Annotated in this window: 14 protein-coding genes; 9 read left to right on the top strand and 5 right to left on the bottom strand. The window is 72.1% G+C overall.

Features of this window, described 5'->3' with window-relative positions:
• Positions 1–23: 23 nt before the first annotated feature.
• From ALLO2_RS23830 to ALLO2_RS01355, 3 genes are all read right to left on the bottom strand, one after another.
• A complete protein-coding gene (locus tag ALLO2_RS23830; protein ID WP_035729116.1) occupies positions 24–2288 on the bottom strand; it encodes a MinD/ParA family protein in 2265 nt (754 codons plus the stop codon).
• A 357-nt stretch (positions 2289–2645) separates the two neighbouring features.
• Complete coding sequence (locus ALLO2_RS01350; protein WP_035729347.1) at positions 2646–3590, bottom strand: aminoglycoside phosphotransferase family protein; 945 nt, start codon at positions 3588–3590, stop codon at positions 2646–2648.
• A gap of 35 nt (positions 3591–3625) precedes the next feature.
• The gene (locus ALLO2_RS01355) at positions 3626–5047 is read right to left on the bottom strand and encodes a hypothetical protein (protein WP_035729349.1); all 1422 of its coding nucleotides are present in this window, start codon (positions 5045–5047) and stop codon (positions 3626–3628) included.
• 845 nt (positions 5048–5892) lie between these two features.
• Here ALLO2_RS01355 and ALLO2_RS01360 point away from each other — a divergent pair.
• The 9 genes from ALLO2_RS01360 to ALLO2_RS01395 all read left to right on the top strand — a co-directional run bounded on the left by ALLO2_RS01360 (position 5893) and on the right by ALLO2_RS01395 (position 16118).
• The gene (locus tag ALLO2_RS01360; protein WP_035729351.1) at positions 5893–6759 is read left to right on the top strand and encodes a GNAT family N-acetyltransferase; all 867 of its coding nucleotides are present in this window, start codon (positions 5893–5895) and stop codon (positions 6757–6759) included.
• A complete protein-coding gene (gene folP, locus ALLO2_RS01365) occupies positions 6756–7691 on the top strand; it encodes a dihydropteroate synthase (protein ID WP_011438761.1) in 936 nt (311 codons plus the stop codon). The genes ALLO2_RS01360 and folP overlap by 4 nt, the downstream gene beginning before the upstream one ends.
• Entirely contained in the window at positions 7676–8170 is a 495-nt protein-coding gene (gene folB / locus ALLO2_RS01370; protein WP_023840653.1) for a dihydroneopterin aldolase, read from the top strand. Before folP ends, folB begins: the two co-directional genes overlap by 16 nt.
• A gap of 4 nt (positions 8171–8174) precedes the next feature.
• Entirely contained in the window at positions 8175–8765 is a 591-nt protein-coding gene (folK, locus tag ALLO2_RS01375; RefSeq protein ID WP_369808112.1) for a 2-amino-4-hydroxy-6-hydroxymethyldihydropteridine diphosphokinase, read from the top strand.
• The gene (locus ALLO2_RS01380) at positions 8762–9199 is read left to right on the top strand and encodes a DUF3180 domain-containing protein (RefSeq protein ID WP_011438758.1); all 438 of its coding nucleotides are present in this window, start codon (positions 8762–8764) and stop codon (positions 9197–9199) included. The genes folK and ALLO2_RS01380 overlap by 4 nt, the downstream gene beginning before the upstream one ends.
• Before the next feature lie 1300 nt (positions 9200–10499).
• Positions 10500–10646, top strand: coding sequence for a hypothetical protein (locus tag ALLO2_RS26150; RefSeq protein WP_023840655.1), 147 nt, complete (start codon positions 10500–10502; stop codon positions 10644–10646).
• A 421-nt stretch (positions 10647–11067) separates the two neighbouring features.
• Positions 11068–11583, top strand: a complete 516-nt coding sequence (locus ALLO2_RS01385; protein WP_011438756.1) for a hypothetical protein — start codon at positions 11068–11070, stop codon at positions 11581–11583.
• A gap of 86 nt (positions 11584–11669) precedes the next feature.
• Positions 11670–14183, top strand: coding sequence for a helicase-associated domain-containing protein (locus tag ALLO2_RS01390; protein WP_035729120.1), 2514 nt, complete (start codon positions 11670–11672; stop codon positions 14181–14183).
• A 297-nt stretch (positions 14184–14480) separates the two neighbouring features.
• Complete coding sequence (locus tag ALLO2_RS01395) at positions 14481–16118, top strand: DNA repair helicase XPB (protein ID WP_035729122.1); 1638 nt, start codon at positions 14481–14483, stop codon at positions 16116–16118.
• A 52-nt stretch (positions 16119–16170) separates the two neighbouring features.
• Here ALLO2_RS01395 and ALLO2_RS01400 read toward each other — a convergent pair whose 3' ends face one another.
• Positions 16171–16719, bottom strand: a complete 549-nt coding sequence (locus tag ALLO2_RS01400; protein ID WP_011438753.1) for a Uma2 family endonuclease — start codon at positions 16717–16719, stop codon at positions 16171–16173.
• Positions 16720–17186: 467 nt separating this feature from the next.
• On the bottom strand, positions 17187–18809 hold the full coding sequence (gene groL / locus ALLO2_RS01405) for a chaperonin GroEL (protein WP_011438752.1): 1623 nt from the start codon (positions 18807–18809) through the stop codon (positions 17187–17189).
• Positions 18810–18913 lie beyond the last annotated feature (104 nt).

The following is an 18913-nucleotide window of genomic DNA, read 5'->3' on the forward strand; positions in this document are numbered from 1 at the left end:
GGCAGCCGGCGGTGTCAGCGGCGTCAGCCGCCCGGGTAGCCGCGGCGTTCCTCGCCGAAGCGTTCGGCTACCGCGCCGGCGATCNCCCGATAGGCCGCCCGCGTCTCCCGTTTCAGGTTCGACAGCACGATCCGTCCCCCGTCGGCCAGATGCGGGTCGAACGGGACCCGGACCACCCGTCGCGTCCGGGCTTCAAAATGCCGTTCCAGCGTGTCGACGTCGACCCGCTCGCCCTGGACGGGGAACATCGAGATCACGGCGACCGCCTCGCGGACATGGTCGGAGTAGCCGTGCGCGTCCAACCAGTCGAGGGTGGCGCTCGCGCTGGACCCGCCGTCGGCGCTGGCGCTGCTCACGATCACCAGCGTGTCGGCTAGCTCCAGCACCCCNTGCATCGCACTGTGCAGGATGCCCGTCCCACAATCGGTCAACAGGATCGAGTAGTGCCGTTGCAGCAGATCGTCGGCTGCCCGGTAGTCGGCGTCCCCGAAGGTGTCCGACAGCTCCGGATCGTTGGCCGACGCCAGCACCTCCAGCCTCGAGTCGGCCTGTGACAGGTACCTGCGGACGTCCACGTACCGGTGCAGACGCGGAGCGTCCTCCAGCAGTTCGCGCACCGTGTGGGCGGAGGTGCGTGGCACCCTGGAACCCAAGGTGCCACGGTCCGGATTCGCGTCGATCGCCACCACCCGGTCATCGCGCAGGCTGGCCAGCGTGGAACCGACCGCCACCGTCGTCGTGGTCTTGCCGACGCCGCCCTTGAGGGACATCACCGCGATGCGGTGACAGTCGTGCAGCGGGTTCCGGATGCGCGCGAGGAGCCGGCGGTCGCGAACCTCGTCGGGGGACGGNCNGGGGTTCNCCGCGCCCGCCGAGACCTGGTAAACGAGCCTGCGCCAGCCGCGGGACGCCGTCTCCGGGGGAGCGGGCAGCAGTGCGCTGGTGGCGAGCCCCGCCCGGCCGTTTCCCGTCTCCCGGGAACCCGTCTCCCGGGAACCCGGTCCCACCGGGCCACCGGCCCGACGCCGGCCGGCCGCGGCCGATGGGTCGTGCTCCGTCCGGAACGATTCGTCGTGGGCCCGGCCGTCGTGGGCCCGGCCGTCGTGGGCCCGGCCGTCGTGGGCCTGATCGCCGCGGTTCGGATCGCGGTGCCGCCCGGTCCCGGCCGGTCCGCCGGGCGACCCGGCCGGCTCGGGATCGCGTAGCCAGGAGGGGATGCGGCCGGCTTCGGTGGGCGTGCGGGCCGGGCCGGTGTACGGGCCGCCGGCCGCCTTACTTCCGGTTCTCGACCGGTCGGGCGGCGGCGGCGCGGGATACTCGGTTGACGGTCGATAGGTCTCGTATCGCCCATCCATCTCGCCGTACGGCCGGGGAGCGGCGGAGTCGAAGTCCGCTCGTCTCATCGCGGCGGTCTCCTCCAGCGCGGACGAGTTCGCCGCCGCCACCGGCGGCGTGCTCCGCCACGGATCATGGCGCTCGTCCCGCGGGGCCGGTGGCGGGGACTGGGCGTACGGGTCGGACGGTGGCGGGTTCAGCGGCGGGGCCGGTGGCGGGGACTGGGCGTACGGGTCGGACGGTGGCGGGTTCAGCGGCGGGCCCGGTGGCGGGGACTGGGCGTACGGGTCGGACGGTGGCGGGTTCAGCGGTGGCGGGTTCAGCGGATCGCCCCGCCAGGCCCGGGTCTCCCCCGGCGGGGGCGGCGGGTACGCCTGACCGAACGCTCCGCCCGGATTCGGTGGGAACTGGTCGAGCAGCGGATCGAAGGTGCGGGTCTCGATCGGCAGCATCCTGCCGTTGCCGTTGGCACTCTCCGTGCCTCGACGGTTCATGGCCGCGGACCCGGGCGTGCCCCGATCGGTCCAGCCAGCCGGGCCAGCCGGGTAGGAACCCGCTGCCTCGGAGCCCGTGGCCGACATCGGATCAACGCGGCGCATCGACGGCCAGGTGTCGGAGACGGCAGGGGACGCCGCCGGGGCGGCGGTGCTCGGCCGGAAGACGGATGCCGCCGGCTCGGGGCGGTAGGGGCCGTCGACCGTCCAACCGGCGGCACCGGCGGAGCGCGGCTGCGCCGGACCGGTCTGCCAGTGATCCGGGTCGGCTCGGTCGGGGGACGACCGGTCGGTGTCCGTCACTGCCGGCAGTCGGCTCGCCGAACGGGACGGCTGCTCGGTGGTCGGCGGCGGGGACCCGACGCGCCCGCCACGCTCCCGCGGCCCGGGATTCGCGGGGTCCCGATCTCCGGCATCGCCGACCCGGATGGCGCCGATCTCCCGGGGATCATCGTTCATGATTGTTCTCCGGGCAGCACACCACTTGGTTGATCCCCGGGGCGGGCATTCCCTCCGTCGTGTTCAAGGGCCTCCCCTCCGTTTGGGCGACCCAAGCCATGAGGCCGGGGTGATCTGACGACCACGCCCAGGACAGCGGTCCCCGGTAGCCCGCGTTCGGAGCCGAGCGTCCGGCACGTAGACGTGACCCGCCGGACCGGCCCGACAGGTCTGACCAGAATGACATGTGGTTCCGTGGACCGCACGGCCCGGCCGGTGGAAACGGTGTGCCTCGTGTGGTGCCGGCCCCGGGGGCGTCTCCTCCCCGGGGGCGTCTCCTCCCCNGGGGCCCTGACAGCGAGGGTGATGAGGGAGGCGTCAACGGTAGGGGGACCAGCGGACGCCGGTGTCGCCGGAGCGCAGGCTGTCGATCCTGACCCGGAACTGGGCGGCCACCGTCGCGCTGCTCCCCAGGATCGGCACCACGCTCGTCACCAGCTTCAGTTCCCGGACCGCCCGCAGGACGGCGAACCCGTCCCAGGTGGTGACGTCGAAGTCGTAGCCCCGGGCCAGATCGAGGTGGGCCTGAGGATCATGACCGAAGCGTAGCCGGCCGACCGCCACAGGAATCAGGTCCCATTCCGCCGGCCCCAGNCAGGTGGCGTCGAAGTCGCAGAGCAGCGCGCGGCCGTCCGCGGCCCGCACGAGGTTCGCCAGATGCGCGTCCCCATGTATGACGACCCGCGGCAGCGCGTAGCGGATGGTGGACAGAGCCGCCGCGATCCGGCCGGTCATCTTCTCCAGGAAACGGCGGTCGGGCCCGGGGAGCGCCTCGGCGTCGGATAATCGCCGGCGGACGTCGTCGAGGGGATCCCAGCATGGCAGCGGCGGTTCCGGCGGCGCCAGGGTGTGCAGACCGCGCAGCGCGCCGGCCAGCTCCGCGGTGTCCGGTGCCGGACCGCCGGGCGGGGTGCCGGGTGGCGTCGCGTCGGCCCAGACCGTCGCGAGGAAGCCGGCCGCCGTGACCGGGGCCGGCACGCCGGGGAGCAGCCGGACGGCCGGGACGTGGTTCTCCGCCAGCCAGCGGGCCACCCGGACCACCTTGTTCACCCGATGCGCCATCGCGGCCGATCCGATGATCCGGACAACCGCGCCGGCCCGTGGCAGCCGGTACACCGCGTTCACGGTTCTCTTGATCAGCATGGCATCCGAGTCGTCCAGGCCGGCCTCGGCGCAGATCGCACCGAGGGCGCGGCGGGTCCGCTCCNCGGNGAACCGCGCGTGGTCCGGCGAGCCCGCCGGAGGGTGCCCGCCGTCGGCCACTGCGCCCTCGCACGGTCCTCGTACGGTGGCCGGCGTCAGACCGGCGAGCTCGGCACGGGAACCGCGCGCCCGCCGGGCCGCTGCCGCGCCGCGGAGCGTTGCCACTCCCGGATGAGTACCGCGAGGTCCCGCACCTGGCGCACCTCGCTGTGCGGCCGGGTGGCCGCGAGCAGCTGATCCGCGCGTCCCGAGACGGAGGCCACGGTTCGCCCCCAGGAGATCTGGATCGCCTCGGTGGCCAGGGCGCAGACCTGGTCGAGTTCCAGGCGACCCTGCCGGGCCAGCGCCAGGGCGAGATCGAGGCGGATCACCGACCGGAATCCCGGGGCGTTCATCCCGTCCAGCTTCGGCAGGGCGAGATCCGCGTGTTCCTGGGCGGCCTGTGGTCGGCCGAGTAGACACAGGGCCGTCGTGGCGTTGTAGGGCACCTCGACCGGATTGAACTGGTCGAAACTCGGACCGGGACGGCCCCACTGGTCCGCCGGGATGGCGTCCGCCAGGTCGTACGCCCGGTCCAGGGCCTGGGCCGCGCCCCGCACGTCACCGAGGGCGGCGAGGGCACGCGCCTCCTGGCAGACAAGTCGGGCCCGCACGGCACCGCCACTGACGTGGGTCAGCCCGTCCCGGGCAAGGCGGAGCGCCTCGTCGGGCCGGCCGGCGTAGAACTCGTTGACGGCCGCGACTTCCCGGGCCGAGCCGCGAAGCGCACCCTCACCCACCGAGCGCCCCGCCTGGAACCCGAGCGACGTCAGCGATCGCGCGGTCTCGATGTCACCGAGTTTGAAGGCCGCATCCGCACCCAGCACGGCGACCCGCCCCCGCAGCACGTCGCGCCGGTGGGCGTCGCCGGCGGGGATGGACCGCCGGCTGAGTCGCTCCAGGCCGCGGCGCAACCGCTCGGTCTGGGCCAGGATGTGCGCGGGTGGGGNCGCCTCGTGCGCGTCGAGGAGGTCGTCGAGCAGATCGTCGGCGCGTTCCAGGGCGAGCTGGATCGGACTGGCCGCGAGGACGTCCGAGACCTCCATGATCTGTCCCTCGGCGAGGATCGCGGTCATGACCGCCGCTCCCGCATAGCGATGGAACTGCCTGCGGTCCGAGGCACCGGGGGCCGGGGCGCCGAGGCGTGTGGTGTGGGGGGCCGACGACGGTGTCGGCTGCGCCGGGATCGCTCCGCTCACAGCGCCGAATGGTGCTTCGCTCACAGTGCCGAAGGATGGCGTGCCCGCGGGTGCCGGCGACACATCGGTGGGGCTCGTTGCGGCTTTCGTCATCGAAGGCTGGGGCGGTGGCGCCGGCTCGTAGTCCTCGGGGTGGTCGTCCGGAGGGGTGCGCGCCGGCGGGATGACGATCGACTCGGTGGTCGCCCACCAGGGTGGGAGAGGGGCCGCCCGGCTCGCCGGGACCCAGGCCCCGGGGTCGGGCCCGCGCGTCGGTGAAGATCCGCTCGACTGCGGCATGCCGCGCGTCCTTCCTTCAGACAGCACCACGGTCGTGACCGTGACGACAAGGTAGTGGGGGTAGAGCCCACCGCGAGAAGCGACCGACCGGGGGCGCACAGTGAGACCACGCGCCCGCATCGGTGCCGCGACCGCCATCCTCCCTGACGGCGGTCCGGCCGGATCCAGCGATCAACGGCCGAAGTCTCCCGGCGGTCGTACGACGGCCTCGCTGCCGCCGGCCGGTCGTTCCGGTCGCTCTGGTTGGTCCGACCGGATCTGGCCTGTGTCTCGCTTTGTCAATAGTAGGAGGGAGGCTGCGCCGGAGGGTGATGATTATTGGTGCGCAAAGTTCCTGTCATCGTGGCTCTGCGTGGTGTTACCCGGAGGTTTCCTCTGCCGATCATGTTTGGCGGGCAAGCCGGCGGCGATGCGATGCGGCGGTGGAGCTCGCCGGTCGGCGGNGGCGGGNTGAGGNAGGGGGGCGCTGGCAGGACCGACAGGATCGCGCGGCGCAGGCTTGTGGATCATCGCCCCGGCCCGGGAGGGTCCCGGGCGACGAGCCGAGGGAGGCCGGGATGCGGCCCGCCGCCGGTTCGCTCCAGAACGGGAACGAGGCGGCAATAGCTTTGTAATCATGACACCTTGTCATGATTACCGAAAAGGTGAAGCTGGGGGACCCGATGTTGGTCCGATCGGCGCCGGCGTCCATCCCNGCGCTCGGGTCGTCCATCCCCGCGTTCGGGTCGTCCATCCCCGCGTTCGGATCGGTAGCCTCGGTATCGTGGTCGATGGCCCCCCGACGTGCTTTCCGGCCGGCAGGTCGCGCAGCTGGTGTCGACCAGGCCGGCCGTGGTCGGCGCGCCGTGCCTGATGACCGTGTGGCGCGGTGTCCCGCCGATCCGCTGGTCGGGCCGCGGACGAACCTGCCGTCCGCCGACGCGTCCCTGGCCCGTGAGCTCGATGACCTGGCGCACCGGGCCTGGCCGCCGTTGCGCCAGGTCGAACGGGCCGGGTGGGTGCTGCGCGAGTCCGCCGGGTCGTCCCGGCGAGGCAACTCGGTCTGGGCCCGCGGCGACGTGCCCGACCTCGCCGCGGCGCTTGCCACGGTGCGGGATTTCTACACCGCCGCCGGTCTGCCGCCGACCTTCCAGCTGACACCCTTCTCCCGGCCGACCGGGCTCGGCGCGGTCCTCGACGCCGCCGGGTACGACGACACCGGTCCTACCGACGTCTGCACGGCGCCTCTCGCCGGCCTTGTGAGTGGTGCCGACCGGGCACCGGCGGCTGCCGGCTCGGTGGGGATGACCGTCACCACCACGCCGGCGGATGAGTGGCTGGATGTCGCCGGCCAGGTGCTGACGACGTTCAACGCGCAGCGGCCCGGCACGCTCGCGGTGCTCTCGGCGCTGCGGCTGCCCACCATCTACATCACCCTGACCGTGGACGGCATGCCGGCGGCGGTCGGACGCGGCATCGCGGACGACCGTTGGCTGGGTGTCTACAGCATGGCCACCCTGCCCGTGGCCCGTGGCCGGGGCGCGGCCCGCCGGGTTATCGCGGCACTCGCCGAGTGGGCGGCGGGCAGAGGCGCCACTCATGCGTATCTGCAGGTCGAAGAGGTCAGCGCCGCGGCGCGGGGCCTGTACGCCGATCTTGGTTTCCGGCCGGTCTACCGCTACACCTACCGCCGTGCGCCGCTGGACGCGACGTCCGGTGGAGGTCTCCCATGAGCGGGACCGTCGAGGAACTCCTCCTGCCGGGCGGCCTGACCAGGGTGATGGGCGTCGTCAACGTCACGCCGGACTCGTTCTCGGACGGCGGTACCTACCTCGATCCGCTGGACGCGGTCCGGGCCGGGCTGCGGATGGCCGACGACGGGGCGGATCTCGTCGACGTCGGTGGTGAGTCGACCCGACCGGGCGCGTCTCGGGTCATCGCCGCCGAGGAGATGCGTCGCGTGCTTCCGGTGGTGGCCGAGCTCGCCGCCGCGGGCGTCCGGGTCAGCGTCGACACCAGCCGTGCCGCTGTGGCCGCCGCCGCGGTCGACGCCGGGGCGGTGCTCGTCAACGACGTGTCCGGCGGCGCCGATCCCGATCTGCTCGGTCTCGTCGCCGACCGTGGCGTGCACTACGTGCTGATGCATGGGCGGGGGACCAGTGCGGACATGGCGTCCCGGGCGGTGTACCGCGACGTGGTCGCGGAGGTGGTCGCGGAGCTCGTGGACCGGCTCGGGGCCGTGCTGGCCGCCGGGATCGCCGAGGATCGGGTCATCCTCGACCCCGGCATCGGCTTCGCCAAGACCGCCCGGCACAACTGGACGCTTCTGCGCCACATCGACGCCTTCGTCGCGCTCGGCCGGCCGCTGCTCGTCGGCACGTCCCGCAAGTCGTTTCTCGGCTCGGTACTGGCGGACGCGAACGGCCCGGCCCGGCCGGTCGCCGACCGGGACGACGCCACCCAGGCGACCACCGCGTTGCTGGCCGCGGCCGGGGTGTGGGGCGTGCGGGTGCACGCCGTCCGGCCGGCCGCCGACGCCGTGCGGGTCGTGCGCGCCTGGCGGGACGATAGTGACCGGCGCGGGGACGGACCCGAGGCCGATCCCGGCCGGGCCGTGGATCCCGGCCGCGTGGAAGATCGGGAGGTTCCGTGGGCTCCGCGGTGACGGGCTCCGCGGTGACGGGCTCCGCAGCGGAGGTCGCCTCCCAATCGAGGGCCACGTCGCTCGACCGGATCACCCTGTCGGGGCTGCGGGCTCGCGGCTACCACGGGGTTCTGGCGGCGGAACGGGATCTTGGCCAGGAGTTCGTCGTCGATGCCACGCTGTGGCTCGACCTCTCTTCGGCGGCGTTCCACGACGACGTGACCCGCACCGTGCACTACGGCGAGCTTGCCGAGACCCTTGCCGGGATCGTCACCGGAGAACCCGTGAATCTGATTGAGACCCTCGCCGATCGACTCGTCCGCGCCTGTCTGCGGGACGGTCGGGTGATGCGGGCCGAGGTGACTGTCCACAAGCCCGCGGCCCCGATCGCGGTTCCGTTCGCCGATGTCGCGGTGACGATCGTCCGCAACCGGGTCGACGGCGTCGAGTCGGTGACCGCGCCGGCCGCGGCCGCGGGGGTCGTCACCGATGGCGGGTGACCGGATGATGACCCGGCCGGAGCATGCGGTGCTGTCGCTCGGGTCCAACCTCGGCGATCGTCTGGGCCGGCTGTCCGCCGCCGTCCATCGGCTCGACCGCGCGCTGGGGGNGCTCGCCGGCTCACCGGTGTACGAGACGGCACCCGTCGGTGGACCCGAGCAGGACGACTACCTGAACGCCGTCGTCCTGGTGCGCCCGGCACCCCCGCGTGATCTGCTCGAGGTCGTCCGCGAGGTGGAGGAACGGGCCGCGCGGGTCCGGGCCGTCCGGTGGGGCCCGCGAACGCTCGACGTCGATGTCATCGCGATCGGTGACCTGCGCAGTGACGACCCCGAGATCCTCGTGCCGCATCCCCGAGCACATCTGCGGGCCTTCGTCTGCGTGCCCTGGCTGGACGTTGATCCCGAGGCGACGCTGCCCGGGCACGGGCGGGTCGCCGATCTGGTCGCCCGGATGGCCGCGGGGAAGCACCCGGCCGGTCTGCGCCGGATCCCGTGGTCGCTGTCGGATCCCGTGGTCGAGGCGGATCCGGGGGCCGATGCCGTCACCGATCCCGCCGTCGGCGGCAGTGACGCCGAAGAGGCGGCCAGGTGAGACCGACCCGGGCACGTGATCTCATCGCGGTCGCGGTGGCGTTCGGGGTACTCGGGTACCTGCTGCTGTGGTGGGCGTACCGATCGATTCCCACGCTGCCGCGAACGGCGTCGGTGTCGGTTCTCATGATCGGTGCCATCGAGCTCCAGGTCGCATCCCTGACCCGTCGCCGGCTGGAGGGGCGGCCGGGAACGCGGCCGATCCTCCCGCTCACGGTCGCCCGGCTCGCCGCGTTGGCCAAGGCGAGCTCCGTCGTCGGAGCGGCGCTCGCCGGCATCTGGGCGGGTGTGTTCGGCTACACCATGCCCCGCACGGGGGAGTTCCCGACCGCGGGCGGCGACGCGCTCACCGCGGGTCTCGGGTTGGCTGCGGCGATGGTGCTGTTAACCGGGGGCCTCATCCTCGAACGGGTGTGCCGGGTCAAGAAGCGTTAGCCCGGCCCGGCCCGGCCCGGCTCCGGGAGGAATGTCCTGATGGAACACCGAAAAGTGGTGTGATCACCGATGGGCCGCCTGTTCCGATTCGTATTGGTAGGACTACTCTGGGGTAGATTGCGATATATGACCGTGGTCGGTGTCGGGGTTGTCCTGGGCCACCTCCGTAGGGTGGTGATTGTCGGCGTTGTTCGCGTCGTCGGTGGATGGTGCGGTGACGTGGCGCCCAGGCGCCGGGGGTGGGAAGGGGCGGGTGATGGTCGCTGAGGGCAGGAACTCGCACGGTGGCACGCGCGCGCAGCCGCGACTGAACCATGGTCGGGTGGACCATGGTCGGGTGGGCGATGGCGCCGATCCCGGCCCACCCGCCGGTCCGGTTCGCGACCCGGCGCGGAACTTCTCGGACCCCGTGCGTGATCTCCCTGCCAACGCGGCTCGGGCCGCTCCCCGGTCGGGTCCGGCAGCTGAGGGAACCGCCGCGCCCCGGCGCCGCCAGCCGTCCGAGGGCCGGATCGTCGCGTTCAGCACGCTGGCGACGAGATCCGCCAGGAGGCCCGAGCCCCGCCACTCGCCGCGAGCCGCCGCGCCGACGTTCGACGGACCGGCGTACGGTGACAATCCAACACCGTACGATATCGTACAATCTCATACAGTGACGCCAGCGCAGGTTGATCGGCCGGCCTCGGCTTGGCGGCCCCCGGGCGGGCCGGTCCCGCCCGGGGAGCGGCCCGAGCCGGCGCAGCGATCCGAGCCGGCGCAGCGATCCGACCATCGCGGCGGTTGGCCCGACCCACGCGGCGCGGGTGTCTCCCCGCCGGGTGGGGNCGATGCCCCCCGGCACCGACCCGCGTATTCCTCGTCTCCCCCGGACCCGCGCGCGCCGTCCGGGCTGGACCGGGGATCTCCTCCGGACCCGGACGGCTTCTCCCGGGGCGGCGGTCGGCCGGGTTCCGGACTTCGGCCGGGTTCCGGGCTACTGGACGAGGTCAGCTTCACCGGGTACCAGCACGCGATCAGGGACGACGGCCCACGGACCGCCGGGGAACCCCGGCGCGCCCCGGATCGGATGTCACCGGGCGCTGCCTCCGGCCGGCCACGAGCGGACCCGCCGGGACAGGGTCGGCGGGGGAGTCCTGAAGTCGACGGGCCGGATGCCGGCGACGCTGCCGCCGTCTCGGAGCCGGCCCGCCCGCACGGCCGCGTGGCCGGTAGCCGAGCCCGTACCCGAGCCGGTACCCGAGTCCCGGCTGGAGGGGGCCGCCAGCCGCGTAACCCGGTACTCAGCGCGATTCAGGCGGCGGTGCTCGCGGCGGTCCTCGTCGTCGGCGTCTCGCTCGGCCGGACACTGGCCCTGCCCGGTGACGCCGGGACGATGTCCCGGGTCGCGGACTGGGGACGGGTGAACCATCTGTCCTTCCTCGTGGATCAGTTCGACCGGCGTCGTTAGGGCTTGGACCGGCGCCGTCGGCGGAGATTGGGCTTCGCGGCTCAGGCCCGTAAAAAGTTCGCAAAGATGGCATACAACGCAGAGGTTTGTCGACCAGAGAGCGATTGTTGTCACCGTTGCCGTACTTGTCGCTTTATGGTCTCCATTGAGTATGATCGAAGCAATGTCCAGGTAACCTGTGGATCCTCGGCCACGCGGACCATCCGGGCCGGCGGAGCAGGAGAAGCGGTCCCGGCGAAATTGGTTGCGCCCAGTTTGCCGAATCCTCTTGCATCCGATGGCCCCGGGCGTGTGAAATCGGTATCGGTAGGTCTGTCGCATTCCGTCGACCTCGCCGCGAAGAGGCCCGTCTCGGGCATCCTGGTCGCCGATGTTCGGCCGAGCGCGCGTCCTGGCCTGCCAAAGCATCCAGGGAGGCCACGTGCGTCCAAGACCCGCACCTTCTCCTGCGGCACCCCTGACCGTGAACAGTGGCGGCCAGGGGCGGGTGGGCCAGGACCGGGCCGGGCAGGGCCATGCCGGCAACGGCCGGGCCGGGCAGCTCCCGGACGCCTCCGACGGACCCGGCCGGCTGCCCACCGAGGCCGAGGCCGCCGCGATCACGGCGGCGGTCTTCGACAGCCCGCTGGTGTCCAGGGTGTCGCCGGATGGTCTGCGCATCACCGGCATCCGCACCTCGACCGGCGCACCCGACTGGGCGTTTGCGGTGTTGTCTCCGCTGGGCGGTACCGATCCGGCGATCGCGGTACTGCGGTGGGACACCAGCTGCGGATGGGTGCTCGATCAGGTGGGGACGGCCCGGGTCGGGATCGGCGGTGGAGCGGCTGGACGGCACGACGACCTGCCGCGCGGGGCCATCACCCGTCGCCGCGGTGCCGGTGTCCGCCGCGGTTGCGAATCCGGCATCCGCCCAGGTGACGCGGCACGGCCCGGCTGAGCGACGGCGCCCTGTCGGCCTGGCGTCGCGCCAGCTACCGTCGTGAGGGTGTCGATGCCGGCCGCCGAGGCCTCAGGACAGCGCCCGTGACCCTTGTGGACTGGTTGCGTGCGCTTCCGGATCAGGCGTTGACCCGGCTCTTCCTCCTACGGCCGGACCTGGCGACGCCGCCCCCACCGGACTTCGAGGTGCTTGCGGCCCGCCTGGAGATCCGGGTCAGCGTGGCCCGCGCGTTGGAACGTCTCGACACGGGCGCCTGCGAGCTCCTGGAGGCGTTGACGATCCTTCCCCGGCCGGTGTCCCTGGCGGAGCTGACAAGGTTCTGCGGGCATTCGGAGGTGTCCGAGCCGGTGGGCCGGCTTCGTGACCTCGGGCTCATCTGGGGCGACGATGCCGAGCTGCGGGTCACCGGGATGGTCGTCGACCTCCTCGGCGTGCGCCCGCTGGGGCTCGGCCGTCCCGTGCGAGCCTGCCTGACGACGTACCGGCAGTCCCAGCTCGCCCGGCTCCTGACCGCGGCCGGCCTGCCGGTGCCCCGGGGCGCGGTCGACGAGACGACGACCGGGGTCGCCGTCCGGGAAGCGATGATCGACGCGTTGAGCGACGCCTTCGCGGACGCGGATCGGGTGCGGGAGTGGATCGAGACCTGCTCCTCCCGGGCGCGGCAGCTGCTGGACCGGCTGGCCGCGGGTCCGGCGCTCGGCGCCACCACGGAGGCGGGCCGGTTGCTGGGGGTGTCCGCGGCCCGAACCCCGGTGGAGGAACTACTCGCCCGCGGCCTGCTCGTCGGATTGGACGAGGAGACCGTCGAGCTGCCGCGCGAGGTTGGGCTGGTCGTGCGCGGCGAGCATCCGGCCGGGGTCCTGCACCCGCATCCGCCCGCCGTCGAGGGAGAGGTCGTCGGGGTGGCGGCGGTTGACGCCGTGGCGGCCCTGGCGGCGGACACCCTCGTCCGGTGGGTCACCACCCTGCTGGACGCTTGGGGCGCGAGCCCGGTCACTCCGCTGCGCACCGGCGGGTTGAGCGTGCGGGACCTGCGGGCCGCCGCGAAACTGCTCGACGTTGACGAGCGGACCGCGGCCTTCGTGGTGGAGCTGGCCGCGGCGGCCGGCCTGGTTGACGCGACCGCGGGGGTTGACGTCCAGTACGTGCCGACCACGGCCTACGACCGCTGGGGCACCGACCTGGTGGCGGCCCGGTGGGCCGTACTGGTCGAGGGCTGGCTGCGCTCGCCGACCGCCGCCTGGCTGGTCGGCGAGCGGGACGAACGGGGCCGGCAGATCGCTCCCCTGTCGCTGGACGTGCGGCGGCCGGCCGTGCAGGACCTGCGTGCCCAGGTCCTGCGGGCGCTGGCCGCGGCGCCCGCAGGGGTGGTGCCGACCGCGGAGTCGTTGCGTGCCCTGCTGACCTGGCGAGCGCCCCGGCGCGGCGGAATGCTGCTCGCCGGGATGATCGACGGAACGATCGTCGAGGCCGAGCTGCTCGGGCTGACCGGCCGGGGCGCGCCGAGCACGGTCGGTCGGTTACTCGCCGCCCAGCTCGACGCGGAGAACGCCGATCCGACGCGGAACGTGGGCGTGCCGAGCCGATCGGCGGCTGGTGATCCAGGGCTGTGCGTCAGGCTCGCCGACGCGCTTGCGCCGCTGCTGCCCGAGCCGGTCGAGGAGCTGCTGCTGCAGGGGGATCTCACCGCGGTTGCCCCGGGCCCGCTGGTACCCCGGGTGGCTGCGGAGCTGGCGCGGATGGCGGATGTCGAGTCCGCGGGCGCGGCCACCGTCTATCGGTTCTCCGAGGCCTCGCTGCGTCGCGGCCTGGACTCGGGCCTGGTAGCGGAGGACATCCACGCGATGCTCGTCCGTCTCGGTCGAGGCGGGGNGCCGCAGGCCCTCACCTATCTGATCGACGACACCGCCCGGCGGCACGGCCGGTTGCGGGCCGGTCCCGCCGCGAGCTACCTGCGCTGCGAGGACACGGCGCTGCTCGCCGAGGTGGTCGCCAACCGGCGTACCCAGGCGTTGGGGCTGCGCCGGATCGCGCCGACGATCGTCATCTCCCCACTGCCGACCGCGGAGATGCTCGCCGGCCTGCGCAACGCCGGGTTCGCCCCGGTCGCGGAGGCCCCGGACGGGCGGGTGGTGCTGCGCCGGCCCGCCGCCCATCGGACGCCGGCGCGTCCCCGCGCGGCGTCGGTCGACGTGGCCGACACCCGGATCAACCAGCTGCGCGACGTGGTCCGGCTGGTCCGCCGGGGCGACGACAGCGCGCGGGCGGTCCGGGCGGCCGGCGAGGTTCCCGGCATCGAGGTCGGGCTCACCCGGTCCGCGCCGTTGATCCTGGTGCTGCTGCAGGGAGCCGTCCGGGACCGGCGCCGGGTGCTGCTGGGCTACGTTGACCAGCAGGGTGCGCCGAGCGACCGGATCGTGCGGCCCACCGTCGTCGAGGGCGGCTGGCTCACCGCGTGGGACGAACTCAGCGCCGGCCCGCGTCGTTTCGTCCTGCACCGGGTGACCGGCGTCGCTGACATCGACGACGCGTTCGGCGGACCGCCGGTGGCGGCGGACTGGTCGGCCGCCGCGGAGGATCTCGCCGATCCGCCATGAGCCGGGCGGGCCGGTGGGCCGGTGGGCCGGTACCTGTACCGGTACCGGTGTGCCCGCTTGCCCGCGGGACCCGCGGTGGTTTCGGTCGGGCTTCGGCCCCTCTGGTTACCGTGTCGGTGGTCGGCTGTACCGTCGAAGGGCGCCGGTGAACGAGCAGCGCGCCGCCGGTGTGATCGTGCCGGTGCTACGCCGGTGGCCCGCACCGCACCGATCGGTGCAGGGCGGCTCGTGTTGGTGGTTCACTGATGGGTCGATACCCACGGCGGAACCTACGGCGGACGGAAAGGGCGGTGGCGGGTGACGGACGGCCCGTTGATCGTCCAGTCGGACAAGACGTTGCTGCTCGAGGTCGAGCATCCCAGTGCTGTCGAGGCGCGGTCGGCCATCGCTCCGTTCGCCGAGCTCGAACGGTCTCCGGAGCACGTGCACACCTATCGGGTGACGCCGCTGGCGCTGTGGAACGCCCGGGCCGCCGGTCATGACGCCGAGCAGGTTGTCGATGCGCTGGTTCGCTTCTCCCGTTACGCCGTGCCGCACGCCCTGCTCGTCGACATCGCCGACACGATGGATCGCTACGGTCGGCTGCGCCTGGAAAATGACCCGGCCCACGGGTTGGTGTTGCGTGCTCTCGACCGGGTGGTGCTCGTCGAGGTGGCCCGGGCCAAGAAGGTCGTGCCGATGCTCGGCTCCCGCATCGACGACGACACGATCGCCGTGCACCCCTCCGAGCGCGGCCGGCTCAAGCAGGTGCTGCTCAAACTCGGGTGGCCGGCGGAGGATCTCGCCGGCTACGTCGACGGCGAGGCGCACCGGATCGACCTGCGCCAGGACGGCTGGGAGCTGCGCGACTACCAGAAGGGCGCGGTAGCCGGGTTCTGGGAGGGCGGGTCGGGGGTCGTCGTGCTGCCTGCGGGCGCCGGGAAGACCATCGTCGGCGCCGCGGCCATGGCCCAGGCCGGGGCGACCACGCTGATCCTGGTTACGAACACGGTCGCCGGCCGGCAGTGGCGGCACGAGCTGCTGCGCCGCACCTCGCTGACCGAGGAGGAGATCGGCGAGTACTCCGGGGAGCGCAAGGAGATCCGGCCGGTCACCATCGCCACCTACCAGGTGATGACGGCCCGGCGTAAGGGCGAATACCTGCACCTGGAGTTGTTCGGGGCCCGGGACTGGGGTCTGATCGTCTACGACGAGGTGCATCTGCTCCCGGCGCCGGTCTNCCGGATGACCGCCGACATCCAGTCCCGTCGTCGGCTCGGCCTGACCGCGACCCTCGTCCGGGAGGACGGCCGGGAGGGCGACGTCTTCTCGTTGATCGGGCCGAAGCGGTATGACGCCCCGTGGCGGGAGATCGAGGCACAGGGCTGGATCGCGCCGGCGCAGTGCACCGAGGTGCGCGTCACGCTCACCGAGGACGAGCGGATGGCCTACGCCGTCGCCGAGCCGGAGGAGCGGTACCGGATGTGTGCCACCGCCCGCAGCAAGCGGGCGGTGGTGGAGCGTCTCGTCCGCCAGCACTCCGATGACCGGGTGCTGGTGATCGGCGCGTATCTCGACCAGCTCGACGAGCTCGGGGAACTGTTGGACGCCCCGGTCATCCAGGGTTCCACCCGTAACCGGGAGCGGGAGCGACTGTTCGAGGCGTTCCGGACCGGGGAGATCACCACACTGGTCGTTTCCAAGGTCGCGAATGTCTCCATCGACCTGCCGGAGGCCGGGGTGGCCGTGCAGGTCTCGGGCACGTTCGGTTCCCGCCAGGAGGAGGCCCAGCGGCTCGGTCGGGTGCTGCGGCCCAAGGCCGACGGCCGCACGGCGCACTTCTACACGGTGGTGGCCCGCGACACCCTTGACCAGGAGTACGCGGCGCACCGCCAGCGATTCCTCGCCGAGCAGGGCTACGCCTACACCATCGTCGACGCCGACGACGTCTGCTAGCCCCGCACGGGCCTTCGGCGGGCTTCCCGGGGTAGCGGTCGGCGTCGCGCCATCACTCCGAGTCGGGCGGGTCGATCAGCTCGGCCGGCTGGATCGCCACCGGAAAGGGCTGGGTGGCGGTGAAGGTCTCCTTCCCGCTGACCGTGCGGGTGGCGAGGTACGCGTCGGCGACCAGGTCGTACGCCTCGATGGTGGCGGTGTCCGGGTCGATCAGCCAGCAGGACGGCACGCCGCGTTGCCGGTAGAGATCGAGTTTGAGGGTGCGGTTGTAGCGCCGGGTGCTGGCGTCGGCCACTTCGATGACGAGGGACGGGGTGTCCCGGAACCGACGGCCGGTGTCACCACTCGCCGCCGCCACCACGACGTCCGGCACGAGCAGACTGCGGGGGGACAGCTCCACCCCGATCCCGGCCGGCAGGATATGAGCTCCGGAGGTGGCCGTGTCCGCCAGGATCCGGACCAGGCGCGCCGTGACGCGGGCCCGCAGCGGTGTCGGCCATGGTCGCAGGACGCACAAGCCGTCCAGGAGTTCGAACCGAGCGTCGTCATGCCCGCCCGTGTCGAGATCTTCCACGGTGACCGGGGGGGTGGGAACGGTCATCGAGGGGCGATGGGAGCGCNGCTGTGCGGGGGCCTGAACCACGATGGCTATCGTGCCTGTTGCCGTGGCCGCTGTCTAAAGCTGGCATGCGTTAATTGTCCGTGTCGCGACAAAAGGTCGAAGTCTAACGAAGACGACCTTCGAATTGTTCAAAAGGAGTGATATAAAGCTCTTGTCTCTTGGATTACCCGATGATAATTTGGTCGCCGTCGATGGCGGCCGAGAAGAGCGTTCTTGGAAAGATCGTCTTTGGGAGTGCCTTCCGGCGTTCGCTCCGTCCCGAGTGGCGCCCGGCTCCCACGCCAGAGAGCTTGCCCCCGCGGAACCTCCCGTCCGCGGGGGCAAGCCTTTCCCCGCACGGAGCCTTCGGCCGTGATGCACGGGCGAACGCACGAGGGCGGCCCCGGGAGAACCGGAGCCGCCCTCGTCCAGACGGTGGTGCAGGGTACAGCGGGTGACGAGCTGGACTAGAAGTCCATGTCGCCGCCGCCGCCCGGGACTGCCGGGGCCGGGTTCTTCTCCGGCTTGTCGGCGATGACGGCCTCGGTGGTGAGGAACAGGCCGGCGATCGACGCGGCGTTCTGCAGGGCGGAGCGGGTGACCTTGGCCGGGTCGATGATGCCGGTGCCGATCAGGTCGACGTACTCGCCGGTGGCCGCGTTCAGGCCGTGGCCGGTCGGCAGGTTGCGGACCTTCTCGACCACGACGCCGCCCTCGAGACCGCTGTTGAAGGCGATCTGCTTGATGGGCGCCTCGAGCGCGAGCCGGACGATGTTGGCACCGGTCGCCTCGTCGCCGGACAGGTCCAACTTCTCGAAGGCAGTGATCGACGCCTGGAGCAGCGCGACGCCGCCACCGGCGACGATGCCCTCCTCGACAGCGGCCTTCGCGTTGGACACCGCGTCCTCGATGCGGTGCTTCTTCTCCTTGAGCTCGACCTCGGTGGCCGCGCCGACCTTGATGACGGCGACGCCGCCAGCCAGCTTCGCGAGCCGCTCCTGGAGCTTCTCGCGGTCGTAGTCCGAGTCCGACTTCTCGATCTCGTTGCGGATCTGGCTGACCCGACCGGCGATCTGGTCGGGGTCGCCGGCACCCTCGACGACGGTCGTCTCGTCCTTGGTAACGACAATCTTCCGGGCACGGCCGAGCAGGTCGAGCGAGGTGCTCTCGAGCTTGAGGCCGACGTCCTCGGAGATGACCTGACCACCGGTCAGGATGGCGATGTCGCCCAGGATCGCCTTGCGGCGGTCACCGAAGCCGGGGGCCTTCACCGCGGCGCTCTTGAAGGTGCCGCGGATCTTGTTGACGACCAGGGTGGCCAGCGCCTCGCCCTCGACATCTTCGGCGATGATCGCCAGCGGCTTACCGGTCTGCATGACCTTCTCCAGCAGCGGGAGCAGGTCCTTGACCGCGGAGATCTTGCTGTTGACGATCAGGATGTACGGGTCGTCCAGGACGGCTTCCTGACGGTCCGCGTCCGTGACGAAGTACGGCGAGATGTAGCCCTTGTCGAAGCGCATACCCTCGGTGAGCTCGAGCTCGAGGCCGAAGGTGTTGCTCTCCTCGACGGTGACGACGCCTTCCTTGCCGACCTTGTCGAGCGCCTCGGCGATGAGGCCGCCGATGGCCGAGTCACCCGCGGAGATGGACGCCGTGGAGGCGATCTGCTCCTTGGTCTCGACCTCCTTGGCCTGCTTGGACAGCTCCTCGGAGACGCGCTCGACCGCGACCTCGATGCCCTTCTTCAGCCCGAGGGGGTTGGCGCCGGCGGCCACGTTGCGCAGACCCTCGCGCACCAGGGCCTGGGCCAGGATGGTGGCGGTGGTGGTGCCGTCACCCGCGACGTCGTTGGTCTTCTTCGCGACTTCCTTGACGAGTTCCGCGCCGATCTTCTCGTACGGGTCCTCGAGCTCGATCTCCTTGGCGATGCTCACACCATCGTTGGTGATCGTGGGGACGCCCCACTTCTTCTCCAGCACGACGTTGCGGCCCTTCGGCCCGAGCGTGACCTTGACCGCATCGGCCAGCTGGTTCATGCCGCGCTCCAGGCCGCGCCGAGCCTCCTCGTCGAAGGCAATGATCTTCGGCATGGTTTCTGGGTCCTCCCAGTGGGATGGCAGGTTCGATGGCCTGGCCCTAACGACGCCCGCGACGGACGGCTCCCGCCTGCTCCGGACCCGGGTGATGCACCTCG

It is taken from the genome of Frankia sp. Allo2, assembly GCF_000733325.1.
In the GTDB taxonomy this organism is placed as follows: domain Bacteria; phylum Actinomycetota; class Actinomycetes; order Frankiales; family Frankiaceae; genus Frankia; species Frankia casuarinae.

Excerpts from the sequence above, each read along its gene's own strand:
- folP (WP_011438761.1), top strand. The coding sequence starts at position 6,756 with ATGAGCGGGACCGTCGAGGAACTCCTCCTGCCGGGCGGCCTGACCAGG.
- groL (WP_011438752.1), bottom strand. The coding sequence starts at position 18,809 with ATGCCGAAGATCATTGCCTTCGACGAGGAGGCTCGGCGCGGCCTGGAG.
- ALLO2_RS01400 (WP_011438753.1), bottom strand. The coding sequence starts at position 16,719 with ATGACCGTTCCCACCCCCCCGGTCACCGTGGAAGATCTCGACACGGGC.